We start from the raw sequence: 12,285 nt of genomic DNA, 5'->3' as shown, positions 1-12,285 counted from the left end.
CCGTCCTCGGCCGCCTGGTCGCCGACGCGGGCGGCCTCGGCGCTCTCCGCGACCCCGTGACCGAACGCCCGTACCGGAAAGTCAGCGTAGACTGCCCGGACCACGCCAAGGATGCAGTGATGGCACAGGTCGAGACGGAACTCCCGGGGGTCTTCGATGACGCAGAGGTCGACACCGAGTACGGCGTCCGGCTGTCGTTCCCGGACGCGTCGTGGACGCTAGTTCGACCCAGCGGCACGGAACCCTACGTCCGCGTGTACGCCGAGAGCGACGACGTCGACGAGCTCGTCGAGGCGGTTTCAGACGTCGTCGCCGCGGCCGTCGAAGACGCGATCTGAGGCCGTATCACCGCCCAATACCCTGCATTTATTGCCGCGTCTTCGTGCCATCTCGGGGGTAGCACTGCGGTACGTTCGTACTGCGAAACCTCCACAAACAACGTGTACGGACCGCGACACGGCTGTTGCGTGTTCGACAGCTTTATGAATACCTGCCCGAATCTTTGTGCCATCAATGAGGGACTTCGACAGGCGCGAATTCATCAAGACGACAGGTGCGCTCGGAACCGTTGGACTGGCCGGCCTCGCGGGCTGTACGGGCGGACCCGGTGGCGACGACGACGAAGAGACGACCACCGAAGAGCCCGGAACCGAAACGGAGTCCGGCGACGACAGCGACGACAGCGACGAGACGACCACCGAAGCCGACAGTGAGGACTCCGAGACGACGAACGTCGGGATGGTGTACGCGACCGGCGGACTCGGCGACGGGTCGTTCAACGACCAGGCCCAGGAAGGCATCCAACAGGCCGTCGAGGACTTCGACGTCGAGTACGAGGACGCCGAACCCGACGAGGTTGCCCAGTTCGGGAACTACCAGCAGCAGTTCGCGAGCTCGACGGACCCCGACTACGACTTGGTGTCCTGCATCGGATTCCTCCAGGCAGACGCACTCTCGGAGACGGCCCAGAACTACCCCGAACAGAACTTCCAGATCGTCGACAGCGTCGTGGAGGCGGACAACGTCGGGAGCTACGTCTTCCGCGAGCACGAGGGGTCGTACCTCGTCGGGATTCTGGCGGGCCAGCTGACGTCGATGAGCTTCAGCGCGGGCGCCGGCTCGACGGCGTCCGACTCCACGAACGTCGGCTTCGTCGGCGGCGTGGAGGGCTCGCTCATCGGGAAGTTCGAAGCCGGATTCACCGCCGGCGTGAAGGCGGTGAACGAGGACATCGACGTCCAGTCGACGTACGTCGGCGACTTCAACGACCCGAGCGGCGGCAAGGAGGCCGCGCTCTCGATGTACTCCTCCGGCAGCGACGTGGTCTACCACGCCGCCGGCAACACCGGCACCGGCGTCTTCCAGGCCGCCCAGGAGGAAGGCCGCTTCGCCATCGGCGTCGACCGCGACCAGTCGGTCACGAAGAGCAACTACGCGGACGTCATCCTCGCGAGCATGGTCAAGCGCGTGGACACCGCCGTCTACAACGCCGTCGAAGCGACCGTCAACGGGAACTTCGAGGGCGGCGCGCTCACGACGCTCGGCCTCCCCGAGGACGGCGTCGCCTGCGTGTACGGCGACCAGCTCGGCTCAGAGATTCCAGAGGACGTGAAGACGGCAGTCACCGACGCGCGGCAGGGCATCATCGACGGCGACATCTCGGTTCCGGACGACCCCTCGAACGCATAATCGGCCCGCGGCAACGACGTTCACAAGCAGATTCTACACGCAATGACGCAAACGGATACGGCCGTCCGACTGGACGCCATCACGAAACGGTTCCCGGGAGTCGTGGCCAACGACGACGTCGACCTGGCCGTCGAGCGGGGGTCCGTACACGCGCTCCTGGGAGAGAACGGCGCGGGAAAAACGACGCTGATGAACGTCCTCTACGGGCTCTACCAGCCCGACGGCGGCCGCGTCGTCGTGGACGGCCAGCCGCGGGAGTTCGACTCGCCGCGGGACGCCATCGACGCCGGCGTCGGAATGATCCACCAGCACTTCATGCTCGTGGACACGATGACCGTCGCCGAGAACATCGCGCTCGGCAACGAACCCCGGAAGTGGGGCGGCCTCGCCGTCGACAGCGAGGCGACCCGGCGGGAGGTCGTCGAACTCAGCGACCGCTACGGATTCGGCGTCGACCCCGACCAGACGGTCGCCGACGCGAGCGTCGGCGTCCAGCAGCGCGTCGAAATCCTGAAAGCGCTCTACCGCGGCGCCGACGTGCTCATCCTTGACGAACCGACGGCCGTCCTCACCCCACAGGAGGTCGAGGACCTCTTCGATGTCCTCGAGGAACTCACCGACCAGGGGAAGACGGTCATCTTCATCACGCACAAACTCGGCGAAGCGATGCACGCCGCCGACGACGTCACCGTCCTCCGCGACGGGAAGAACGTCGCGACGGTCGACGCCGCCGACACCACCCGCGAGGAACTCGCGGAGCTGATGGTCGGCCGCGAAGTGGTGCTGGAAGTCGAATCGCGGGCGACAGACGTCGGGGACGTCGTCCTGGACGTCGACTCGCTGTCCGTCCTCGACGACCGCGAGGTCCCCGCCGTTACCGACGTCTCCTTCGCCGTCCGCGAGGGCGAGGTGTTCGGCATCGCGGGCGTCGACGGCAACGGCCAGGCGGAACTCGTCGAAGCCATCACCGGCCTGCGCGACCCAGAAACGGGCGACGTCGCCTTCGACGGCCGGTCGGTCACCGACGACTCGCGGCGCGAGCGCATCGAGGACGGCATGGCCTACATCCCCGAGGACCGCCAGGAACGCGGCCTCGTGATGGACTTCGACCTCGTGGAGAACGCCATCCTCGGCAGCCAGCACAGCCCCTCGTTCTCCTCAAGGGGCACCATCGACTGGCAGCAGTCCCGCGAGCACGCCGACGCAGTCGTCGACGAGTACGACGTCCGCCCCGGCAATCCGGACGCGAGGGCCGTCTCGCTGTCGGGCGGCAACCAACAGAAGTTCATCGTGGGCCGCGAGTTCGAACGCGACCCGCGACTCGTCGTCGCCACGCACCCGACGCGCGGCGTCGACATCGGTTCCCAGGAGTTCATCCACGACCGCCTGCTCGAACTCCGCGACGAGGGCCGCGGCGTCCTCCTGGTGTCCTCGAAACTCGACGAGGTGCAGGGACTCTCCGACCGCCTCGCCGTCATGCACGACGGCGACCTGATGGCGGTCGTCGACCCCGACGACATCACCGAGGAGGAACTCGGCCTGCTGATGGCGGGCGAGTACCCCGAGGGGTACGAGCCCCGCGACGAGCGCGACGCCATGGAGGTGCCGCAGTGAGTCTCTCCCAGCGCGCTCGCGACGCGATGGGGCGACTCGTGCGCGCCTCCGGCTTCGAGCGCTTCCTCATCAGCGCGTCCGCGCTCCTGTTGTCCGTGCTCATCGGCGCGGTCATCGTGCTCGGCGCCGGCCGCATGACGTCCTGTGAGACGGCCGCGTACACGCTGGCGTTCCCCGGCGCGTTCGTCACGCAGTTCGTCGGCGGCGACGCGCTGTTCGCGATGGGGTTCTGTTACGACCCGATCGCGCTCTACGACCTGCTGTTCCTCGGGGCGCTCGGGGACATCCTGAACGACCCGACTAACGGGCAGTTCGCGACCACCATCGCGGAGACGACGATTCTGCTGTTCACGGGGGTCGCCGTCGCCGTGGCGTTCCGCGCCGGCATCTTCAACATCGGCGCGCAGGGCCAGCTCGTGATGGGCGCACTCGTCACTGGCGTCGTCCTCGTCTACGTCGCGCCGCCGCTGGCGGGTCTGGGCGTGTTCGCGGCCGTCATCCTCCTGCCGTTGGGTCTGCTGCTGGGCGCGTTCGCCGGCGGCGTCTACGGCGCCGTCCCGGGCGCGCTGAAGGCGTACGCGGACGCGAACGAGGTCATCACGACCATTATGCTGAATTTCGTCGCCACCTCCATCGCGCTGTTCTTCGTCTCCCGAGAGCAGTTCTTCAAGGACCCCGAGAGCTTCGCGAACCAGACCGTCAGCCTCCCCGACGTCGCGATGTTCCCCGAACTCGTGTTCCGCGCACGAGACGACGTCTCCCTGCTCGCGCTCGCGTTCGGCATCGCAGTGCTCGTCGGCGTCTGGTACCTTCTTCGGCACACGTCCTTCGGATACGACCTCCGGACGAGCGGCCTCCAGCCTGATGCCGCCGAGTACGGCGGGGTGGACGCCGACCGTACCATCGTCTCCAGCATGACGCTGTCCGGCGCGCTCGCCGGCATCGGCGGCGCGGTCTACGTGATGATGGTGCTCGGGAACTTCCAGCCCGGCGTCCCGTCGTACGGCTTCGACGGCATCACCGTCTCCATCCTCGCGGGGAACAACCCGCTCGGCGTCGGGTTCGCCGCGTTACTCTTCGGCATCCTGAAAAGCGGCAGCATCGTCGTGCAGGTCGGCTCGGACGTGCCGCCGGCGCTCGTCGGCGTGCTCCGCGGCCTCATCATCCTGTTCGTGGCGATGCCGGAGTTCTTCCGGATGGCGGGACGGAAGTTCGGCTCGTTCCACCAGCCCGGCGAGCAGCCAGTCGCAACTGACGGCGGCACCGGGGGTGGTGTCGATGAGTAGCGCGGACTACGTGCCATCGGCGTCGGACGTTCGTGCGCTGCCAGAACGAGCATACGACCGCCTGTTTGCTGGCCGCAGCCGCGTCCAGCAGAGCGTCATCGCCATCACGCTCGCGGCCGTACTCTCGCTCGTCGCCTTCGGCGTCTTCGCGCCGGAATCCACAGCCGGCAGGCTGTTCGCGGTCCTGACCGCGAGTTCCACCCTCGCCGCGACGCTGCGGCTCTCGGTGCCCATCGCGTTCGCCGCGCTCGGCGGCATCTTCGCGGAGAAGAGCGGCGTCATCAACATCGGCCTCGAGGGACTGCTCATCATCGCCGCGTTCACCGGCATCTACGCGACGGACGTCACCGGCAGCGTCTGGTACGGCCTCGCCGGCGGCGTCGTCGCGAGCACGCTGCTCGCCGCCTTGTTCGCCGTCGTCTGCATCGAGTTCCGCGCCGACCAGATCATCGCCGGCCTCGCCGTCTGGCTGATCGCGCTCGGCCTCGCGCCGTTCCTCTCGTCGGTCATCTACGGGTCGAAGAACACCGACAGCGTCGCGACGTTCCCGACGCTCACGGACATGGGGATTCCGTTCGTCTCCGAATTCGTGACGTGGGAACTCGGGTTCGTCCTCGACCTCCCGGTGGTCGGCGTGCTCGACCTCCAGTCCTCGTTGGTCGGCCTCCCGTTTTTCGGCGCGCTGTTCGACGCCGGCCCGCCCGTCTACCTGATGTTCGCGGCCGTCGCGCTGTCGTGGTACACGCTCAACCGCACCGCGTTCGGCCGGTGGGTGAAAGCCAGCGGCGAGAACCCGAAAGCCCTCGACACCGCGGGCGTGAACGTCCACCGCGTCCGGTACGTCGCCGTCCTGCTGTCCGGCGTGCTCGCCGGCGTCGGCGGCGCCGCACTCGCGCTCGGCATCGGCCAGTTCACGGGCAACGGCCCGACGATGGTCAACGGCAAGGGGTTCATCGCCATCGTCGCGTACCTCTTCGGGAACTACAACCCGGTCGGGGCACTGGCCTCGACGATGCTGTTCGCCGGTCTGGACGCCACGCAGCTCACGCTGCAGGCGCGTGACGTCTTCAACGTCCCCACCGAACTAGTGCGGACGATTCCCTACATCACGGTCATCGTCGTGCTCGCGCTGTTCGGTCGCACGCGGCTCCCGTCCGCGGCCGGCGACCACTACGAGTCCGGCGAAGACGAGTAACCACGCTCACGGTCGCGGACTCGCCGCTGTTTCATCGGTCGTGTGTCGTCCGGGCTGCAACGCGGCGGGTTTTTGGTGTAACTCCGCGAACCCCCTGGCATGAACGACGACGATTTGCTCGCCGCCGCCCGCGATGCGCTCCAGAACGCGTACGTGCCCTACTCGGAGTACCCGGTCGGTGCGGCCGTCGAGACGGCCAGCGGCGACGTCTACACCGGCTGCAACGTCGAGAACGCGAACTACTCGAACAGCCTGCACGCCGAGGAAGTCGCCGTCGGCGAAGCGGTCGCGGACGGTCACCGCGAGTTCACCCGCGTGGTCGTCACGTCCGCGGCCAGGGACGCCGTCACGCCCTGCGGGATGTGCCGGCAGACGCTCGCGGAGTTCTGCAGCGACGACACGCCCGTGCTCTGTGACACCGGCGACGGCTTCGAACGCTACACCGTCGGCGGACTCATCCCCGACACTATCACGCCAGAGATGCTCGGTAAGCAACCGTAACCGGACACACTCGTCGCCGTCGGCCGTACGGAACGCGAAGACACTTTGGGCTCCGGCAGCGAAACCGGGGGTATGCCTGGCGACAGCGAGGACCCGAACGACGAGGTCCAGTATCACGTCGAACTGGCGGCGGGGGACGTCGCGGACGCCGTCCTGCTCCCCGGTAACCCCGAACGCCTCGACAAGATCACGCCGCTGTGGGACGACCACGACGAGGTCGCGTACCACCGCGAGTACCGCACCGCGACCGGCACCTACGAGGGCACCCCGATCTCCGTCACGTCGACGGGTATCGGGTCGCCGTCGGCCGCCATCGCGTTCGAGGAACTCGCGCGGGTCGGCGCCGAGACGTTCATCCGCGTCGGGTCGTGTGGCGCGCTCCAGGCGAACATGGACCCCGGCGACCTCGTCATCACCCGGGGCGCGGTTCGCCAGGAGGGCACCAGCGACGAGTACGTCCGCGAGGACTACCCCGCAGTCGCCAGCCACGAAGTCGTCTCCGCGCTGATCGCCGCCGCGGAGCGCCTCGGCCACGACTACCACGTCGGCCTCACGATGAGTTCGGACTCCTTCTACGCGGGCCAGGGCCGCCCCGGCTTCGACGGCTTCGAGGCGGCTGGCAGCGACGAACTCGTCGAGGAACTGAAAAACGCGAACGTCGCGAACATCGAGATGGAGGCCGCCGCGATCTGCACCCTCGCGAACATCTACGGGCTGCGCGCCGGCGCGGTCTGCTCGGTGTTCGCGAACCGCGAGACCGGCGAATTCCTCACCGAGGGCGAGAGCACTGCCGCCGAGACGGCGAGCCTCGCGGTCCACCTCCTCGCGCAGATGGACCGGAAGAAAGCGGAGGCCGGCGTCGACGAGTGGCACGCCGGCATGAGCCTGGAGTAGTCCGGACGCACGCGGCCTCAGTGCGGAGGCAACTCGGCTTCGACGTCCGCGAGTTCCTCCAGTTCTCCGCAGCGCAGCACCGTCAGGTCCTCGCGCCAGTTGCCACGAAAATCAATTAGTTTATCGGACTATAATTTCGACGCCTGGCATGGTCAATATATATTCCGCTCTCAGTGTTTTGTTCTTCCTCTCGGTCGGCCTATTCTCCATTTTTGGGGGTCTGATGCAACTGTATCACGCTATCCTCGGAAACGAAACGCAGTTGCGCGTCGGAGGCCGGTTCAAATTCCTGTTCGATTTCGACGAACCGACGTTGAGGGGAAAGCGACTCTTTTGGGTCGTCGGCGGGGTGTCGCTGATCCTCGGTGGCCTCGCTGTTCTCGCATTGGGAGCACTCGCGTAATCTCGGGCTCTGACTGCACAGTCCGGGCCGCTACCGGACTGCGAGTTTGCTTCGGCTGTCGACCGAGGAGCGCAATCTCACTTCCAACTACGGCTATCCGATCGGGAAATCCCACTACGTCCCGCAAGAACGGCGGCGGTTCCACCCACGCGGCGGGCTCACTTATGCGGCCCGGCGTCCTCGGAGAGGAAGATGCTGTCCTCCTCGGAGTAGAACGTGTCAAGCGCGCGCAGCGCCCCGATGTACGCGCCGATGGCGATGACCGTGACGGTGACGAGGAGCGCGAAACCGTACCAGACGAGTTCGGCGACCATACCGGCCGTTGCCAGCCCGACGCCTTCAACGTTGACGACTGTGCGCCCTGTCGACGTCTCCACAAACCCTAACACCGGCCGCGGTGAGGGCAGCGTATGCAGGAGATTTGGGACGACGACGGACTCGCCGCGTCGTTCGTCGACGCCTTCGAGGCGTGGGCGGCGGCCAACGGCGGCGAGGTCGAGGAGCAAACCGGCGGGACGCTGTTCTGCGAATTCCCACCGAGCGACGACCAGATCCGGATGCGCGTCGGGCTCTACGAGGCCGGCGGCCGCCACCGCCTGCGGTTCGACACGGTCCGCGAGGAAATCGAGTTGAAGCTGCTCACGCACTTCGAGACGACGGACAGCAAACTCATCCTGCAGTCGGACAAGGCGAGTCGCACGTTCTTCCTGGACGTCCAGGCCGGCGAATGGCGCGTCGAGAAGCGACCCGTCGCGAACGTCTCGTAACTGTCCAGCGAGGGCAGGTGGCGAACGGTACGGGCGCTTCGAAGAAACTGCGGCCGCGCTCTACGAGTCAACACAGCGCCGTGCGCCTTACAGCGCGTCCCAGGCCTTCATCGCGCGAGACCACGAGGTGATCTTCGCGATCCAGCGCGCGGCGGCGCCCTTCTTGAGGACTTTCGCGGGCACACTGTTGAACGTCCGAACCGGCGCGGACACGCCCCCGACCTCGACGTCGTGGGCGATTGCGGTTTCGCCGATGGAGACCAGCGTCCCCTGGTCGTCGTACGTCCACGTCTGCAGCGGGCGGTCGTCGATGGCGCGCGCGATGTTCTCCGCGGCGACGTCGGCGGCCTGCCAGGCGGCCTGCGCGGTCGGCGGAGCGACGTCGTCGTCGCCCTGCTCGACCATCGAACAGTCGCCGACTGCGAACACGCGTTCGTCCTCGGTCTGGAGGGTCGACGCCGTCTGCAGGCGGTTGTGTTCCGCTTCGATGTCGACGTCGGCGAGTTCTGTTGGCCCGGTCACGCCGCCGGTCCAGAGGAAGACGTCGTAGTCGAGTTCGTCGCGCTCGCCGAACTCCAGGGAGTCCGCGTTCGCGGCCGTGATGGGGTCGTCCGTGAGGATGTCGACGTTCGCGTTCTCGAGGCGGTGGCGCAGCGCGCCCTGGATTTCGCTGTCGCCCGGCGGGAAGATCTCCGGGAGCGCCTCCACCAGCGTGATGTCGATGGGGGCGTTGTGTCGGTCGCGGAACTCCGCGATTTCGCCGGCGCTCTGGATGCCCGAGAGGCCGGCGCCGCCGACGACGACCTGCGCGGGGTCCTCGCGGGTGGCTTCTTTCGCGGCGGCCTTCACTTCCTCGTGGATCTCCAGCGCGTCGTCGAGGTTCTTCAGTGTGAGCGGGTACTCGGCCATTCCGTCGATGCCGTACGTCGCCGTTTCGGAGCCGATGCCGACCAGGAGATAGTCGTAGCCGAGATCGTCGCCGTCAGCGAGTTCGACCGTCCGGTCGTCCGTGTGAACGTCGACGACCTCGTCGTGGACGAACTCGGTCCCCCGGGACGCGATGTCCTCGACGGGGATCGTGATCTTCTCCTTGACGGCAGGGTCGCGGATGACGCGGTGGGCTTCGTGGAGCACGAGGTGGTAGTCAGTGTCGGACACCCACACGAGCTCCGTCCCCGCGCCGAGTGCGGACTCCAGCGTCGATATCGCGCCAGCGCCCGCGTACCCTGCACCGAGAACGACGACTCTCGTAGTCATATGTGATTGACTCTGGTGCGAGCCGATACAAACCCTTTGAAACAGTTCTTGTCAGGCCACGGCGTCGTGCGGTTCGTCAACGCGCACCGCCCTGCTGTGCGTCCGTTCGCCCGGCCCGTCGAACTCCCCAAGTCAGTACGGCAACACTCGCTCAGTCAGTACGGCAACACTCGCTCAGTCAGCACGGCAACACTCCGCAATCAGTGCTGGGGCGCTCGCCCTGTCGGCGCGCCAACACTCCCCCAGTCGGTTCCGGAACGCCCGCCCAGTCGGCGCGGGAACACTCCCCCAGTCAGTGCGCCGGCTCTTCGGCGGGCGCGCGCATCGAGTCTATTTTCAGGATGAGAATGTTCGCGGTGTCGTCCTTGCCGTCCAGTGTTCCCTCGACGACGAGTTTCGACAGCGGCGTCGGTCCGACCGTGATGCTGTCCCCCTCGTGGAACTCCCGGATCGACCCGCGGAGGTGGATCTCGGCCCGGCACAGCTCCGGGTGGTGGACGCTCGTCAGCCCGATCTCCTCGACGTTCGCGTCCTCGACTTCCTCGCCCTCGTGTACTACCGGTACTTCGGCCGCGGACTCCAGTTGCTGGATCTCCAGCGCCTCGTACGCGTCGACGGTCGGCTTGTAGCCGCCCTTCGGCCCGGGGACTCCTTCCACGAGCTGGAGTGCTTTCAGGCTCTGCATCTGGTTCCGGATGGTTCCCGGGTTCCGGTCGACCTCCTCCGCGATGTCCTCCCCCTTGACGGCCTGCTCCCGCTCGGTGTAGAGGTCGACGAGCGCGCGCAGAATCGTCTTCTGACTGGAAGTGAGTTCAATTGATGACATACAGGAAGATTGGCCAGTGTTTTGCATAAAACCCCCGATGGGCGGGCCCAGCGTGGCGGCCCCCGACGAACAAAACGGTAGACTTTACGGACCGAACCGACACCTCAGCGTATGGACGGTAATCGCGTACTCGTCACGGGTGGCGCGGGCTTCATCGGATCGAATCTCGCGAACCACCTCGCGGAGACCAACGACGTGGTCGCGCTGGACAACGGCTACCTCGGCACCCCGGAGAACCTCGCTGAAGACGTGGAGTTCGTGGACGCCGACGTGCTGGACGAGGACCTGCCGACGGACGTGGACGTGGTCTACCATCTCGCCGCGCTCTCCTCGCGGCAGATGCTCGAGGAGAATCCCCGTGAGGGCGCTCGCGTGAACGTCGAAGGGTTCGTGAACGTCGTCGAGCAGGCCCACGCAGACGGCTGTGACACTGTCGTGTACGCGTCGACGTCGTCGGCGTACGGCAGCCGCACCGAACCCAGTCCCGAGGACATGGAGTTGGAGGCGGCGACGGGCTACGACGCCTCGATGCTGGGCCGCGAGCGCTACGGCGAGTACTACAACAGCTACTACGACGACCTCACGTGTGCGGGGATGCGCTTTTTCTCCGTCTACCAGGGGTACGGCGGCAACGAGGGCCACAAGGGCGAGTACGCGAACACGATCTCGCAGTTCGCGGACAAGATCGCGTCCGGCGAGTCGCCGGTGCTGTGGGGCGACGGCAGCCAGACGCGGGACTTTACGCACGTCGACGACATCGTTGCAGGGCTCGTGGCGACCGCCGAGCACGAACTCACTGGGGTCTACAACCTCGGGACGGGCGAGCCGTACTCGTTCAACGAGATGGTCGACATGATCAACGACGTCCTGGGCACGGACGTCGAACCGGAGTACGAGCCGATTCCGCTGGAGAACTACGTCCACGACACGTGCGCGGACATCTCGAAGATCCGCGAAGCGACCGGCTGGGAACCCCAGATCTCCTTCGAGGAGGGCGTCGAACGCGTCTGTGCCCCCTACCTGGACAGCGAGTAGTCTGCGTACCACGCCACAGCGAAGTACCCGCCGACGAGCACCGCGCCGAAGCCGGCACCCACAAGCAGGAACGAACCCACGAACGCCACGGCACCGATGGGCATTACGGCGGCCAGATAGCCGAGGACCGCGACGGTGAGCGCGAGCAGCGACAGTTGCTTGACGACGGCTGACCGCTCGACTCGCGTCAATTCACCGTAGCTCCTGCCGTGGGTCAACCGACCGGTGAGAACGACCCACGCGAGCCACACTGCGACGCTTCTAGCGAACCGACGGGCTGACTGGAGGGACCAATCGGGCATCGACAGTGTATCGATACCACCATCGTATCAAACCACTGCTGGGAAACTCGACGGAACTCGACGAACCCAGCCTGCGCCGTCCTCCGGCGCATCCCGCTCGCCAGCGGCACCGCTAGTGGTGGTACATCCGCCAGTCGAGGAATTTGCTGGTGGCTGTCGTCGTGACAATGAGCGTCCCGCCGAGGACGGCTCCGAGCATCCACACTGTCACCGCCCACGGGAGGACGGTATCCGGAACGACCAGTAGCACGTACCCTGCGGCCAGTGCGTACCCGCTTACGGGCACCAGCATCACCGCGGCTTCTCGCGGGCTCAGTCGTTTCAGTTCGCCCCACGTGCGGCCGTGCCGCAGGGTCCCCGTGAACGGTGCCCAGAGCACCACCGCCGCCAGCTTCAGGCAGAGGTAGTAAAGTTCGCGCAGCTTGGAGGGCATACGGGTGACGATTGGTAGGTATTCCCATAAGTTCTTCGCCAGCGGACGGGAAACCGTTCGGACTAAAGTCCCCTCTACGTAGG

13 protein-coding genes and 1 pseudogene are annotated in these 12,285 nt (G+C 66.5%); 9 read left to right on the top strand and 5 right to left on the bottom strand.

The window, feature by feature from the left end; all coding sequences use genetic code 11:
• The 7 genes and pseudogenes from GRX66_RS02705 to GRX66_RS02675 all read left to right on the top strand — a co-directional run.
• A pseudogene (locus GRX66_RS02705) lies at positions 1–338 on the top strand (phosphomannomutase); the annotation flags it as partial.
• 175 nt (positions 339–513) lie between these two features.
• The gene (locus GRX66_RS02700; RefSeq protein WP_159525152.1) at positions 514–1,689 is read left to right on the top strand and encodes a BMP family lipoprotein; all 1,176 of its coding nucleotides are present in this window, start codon (positions 514–516) and stop codon (positions 1,687–1,689) included.
• A 42-nt stretch (positions 1,690–1,731) separates the two neighbouring features.
• On the top strand, positions 1,732–3,303 hold the full coding sequence (locus GRX66_RS02695) for an ABC transporter ATP-binding protein (protein ID WP_159525151.1): 1,572 nt from the start codon (positions 1,732–1,734) through the stop codon (positions 3,301–3,303).
• Positions 3,300–4,589, top strand: a complete 1,290-nt coding sequence (locus GRX66_RS02690) for an ABC transporter permease (RefSeq protein WP_394351506.1) — start codon at positions 3,300–3,302, stop codon at positions 4,587–4,589. Before GRX66_RS02695 ends, GRX66_RS02690 begins: the two co-directional genes overlap by 4 nt.
• Positions 4,582–5,784, top strand: coding sequence for an ABC transporter permease (locus GRX66_RS02685; RefSeq protein WP_159525150.1), 1,203 nt, complete (start codon positions 4,582–4,584; stop codon positions 5,782–5,784). Before GRX66_RS02690 ends, GRX66_RS02685 begins: the two co-directional genes overlap by 8 nt.
• A 99-nt stretch (positions 5,785–5,883) precedes the next feature.
• Complete coding sequence (gene cdd / locus GRX66_RS02680) at positions 5,884–6,285, top strand: cytidine deaminase (protein WP_159525149.1); 402 nt, start codon at positions 5,884–5,886, stop codon at positions 6,283–6,285.
• 72 nt (positions 6,286–6,357) lie between these two features.
• Entirely contained in the window at positions 6,358–7,179 is an 822-nt protein-coding gene (locus GRX66_RS02675) for a nucleoside phosphorylase (RefSeq protein ID WP_159525148.1), read from the top strand.
• 561 nt (positions 7,180–7,740) lie between these two features.
• On the opposite strand, the gene GRX66_RS19400 is transcribed toward GRX66_RS02675, so the two are convergent.
• Positions 7,741–7,896 (bottom strand): hypothetical protein, encoded by a 156-nt coding sequence (locus tag GRX66_RS19400; protein ID WP_201292892.1) that lies wholly within the window; start codon positions 7,894–7,896, stop codon positions 7,741–7,743.
• 96 nt (positions 7,897–7,992) lie between these two features.
• Between GRX66_RS19400 and GRX66_RS02670 the strand changes: the two genes are divergently transcribed.
• Positions 7,993–8,349, top strand: a complete 357-nt coding sequence (locus GRX66_RS02670) for a hypothetical protein (protein ID WP_159525147.1) — start codon at positions 7,993–7,995, stop codon at positions 8,347–8,349.
• Positions 8,350–8,436: 87 nt separating this feature from the next.
• Here GRX66_RS02670 and GRX66_RS02665 read toward each other — a convergent pair whose 3' ends face one another.
• Together GRX66_RS02665 and GRX66_RS02660 are read right to left on the bottom strand one after the other, a co-directional pair.
• Positions 8,437–9,606 carry an NAD(P)/FAD-dependent oxidoreductase gene (locus GRX66_RS02665; RefSeq protein WP_159525146.1) on the bottom strand — a complete coding sequence of 390 codons (1,170 nt, stop codon included), beginning with the start codon at positions 9,604–9,606 and terminating at the stop codon, positions 8,437–8,439.
• A 292-nt stretch (positions 9,607–9,898) separates the two neighbouring features.
• A complete protein-coding gene (locus GRX66_RS02660) occupies positions 9,899–10,432 on the bottom strand; it encodes an Rrf2 family transcriptional regulator (protein ID WP_159525145.1) in 534 nt (177 codons plus the stop codon).
• 111 nt (positions 10,433–10,543) lie between these two features.
• Here GRX66_RS02660 and GRX66_RS02655 point away from each other — a divergent pair, with 111 nt between their 5' ends.
• Positions 10,544–11,467, top strand: coding sequence for an NAD-dependent epimerase/dehydratase family protein (locus tag GRX66_RS02655; RefSeq protein ID WP_159525144.1), 924 nt, complete (start codon positions 10,544–10,546; stop codon positions 11,465–11,467).
• Here GRX66_RS02655 and GRX66_RS02650 read toward each other — a convergent pair.
• Positions 11,449–11,658: a hypothetical protein gene (locus GRX66_RS02650; RefSeq protein ID WP_159525143.1), complete on the bottom strand. Its 210-nt coding sequence runs from the start codon at positions 11,656–11,658 to the stop codon at positions 11,449–11,451. The two genes, GRX66_RS02655 and GRX66_RS02650, sit on opposite strands and share 19 nt — an antisense overlap.
• Before the next feature lie 223 nt (positions 11,659–11,881).
• Positions 11,882–12,202: a hypothetical protein gene (locus GRX66_RS02645; RefSeq protein WP_159525142.1), complete on the bottom strand. Its 321-nt coding sequence runs from the start codon at positions 12,200–12,202 to the stop codon at positions 11,882–11,884.
• Positions 12,203–12,285: the final 83 nt, after the last annotated feature.

The organism is Halobacterium bonnevillei, assembly GCF_009831555.1.
GTDB classification, from domain to species: Archaea; Halobacteriota; Halobacteria; order Halobacteriales; family Halobacteriaceae; genus Halobacterium; species Halobacterium bonnevillei.
The sequence above is the reverse complement of the archived record's forward strand: the minus strand, read 5'-3'. Positions and strand labels throughout refer to the sequence as shown.

Excerpts from the sequence above, each read along its gene's own strand:
- GRX66_RS02700 (WP_159525152.1), top strand. The coding sequence starts at position 514 with ATGAGGGACTTCGACAGGCGCGAATTCATCAAGACGACAGGTGCGCTC.
- GRX66_RS02695 (WP_159525151.1), top strand. The coding sequence starts at position 1,732 with ATGACGCAAACGGATACGGCCGTCCGACTGGACGCCATCACGAAACGG.
- GRX66_RS02685 (WP_159525150.1), top strand. The coding sequence starts at position 4,582 with ATGAGTAGCGCGGACTACGTGCCATCGGCGTCGGACGTTCGTGCGCTG.
- cdd (WP_159525149.1), top strand. The coding sequence starts at position 5,884 with ATGAACGACGACGATTTGCTCGCCGCCGCCCGCGATGCGCTCCAGAAC.
- GRX66_RS02675 (WP_159525148.1), top strand. The coding sequence starts at position 6,358 with ATGCCTGGCGACAGCGAGGACCCGAACGACGAGGTCCAGTATCACGTC.
- GRX66_RS19400 (WP_201292892.1), bottom strand. The coding sequence starts at position 7,896 with ATGGTCGCCGAACTCGTCTGGTACGGTTTCGCGCTCCTCGTCACCGTC.
- GRX66_RS02670 (WP_159525147.1), top strand. The coding sequence starts at position 7,993 with ATGCAGGAGATTTGGGACGACGACGGACTCGCCGCGTCGTTCGTCGAC.
- GRX66_RS02665 (WP_159525146.1), bottom strand. The coding sequence starts at position 9,606 with ATGACTACGAGAGTCGTCGTTCTCGGTGCAGGGTACGCGGGCGCTGGC.
- GRX66_RS02660 (WP_159525145.1), bottom strand. The coding sequence starts at position 10,432 with ATGTCATCAATTGAACTCACTTCCAGTCAGAAGACGATTCTGCGCGCG.
- GRX66_RS02655 (WP_159525144.1), top strand. The coding sequence starts at position 10,544 with ATGGACGGTAATCGCGTACTCGTCACGGGTGGCGCGGGCTTCATCGGA.
- GRX66_RS02645 (WP_159525142.1), bottom strand. The coding sequence starts at position 12,202 with ATGCCCTCCAAGCTGCGCGAACTTTACTACCTCTGCCTGAAGCTGGCG.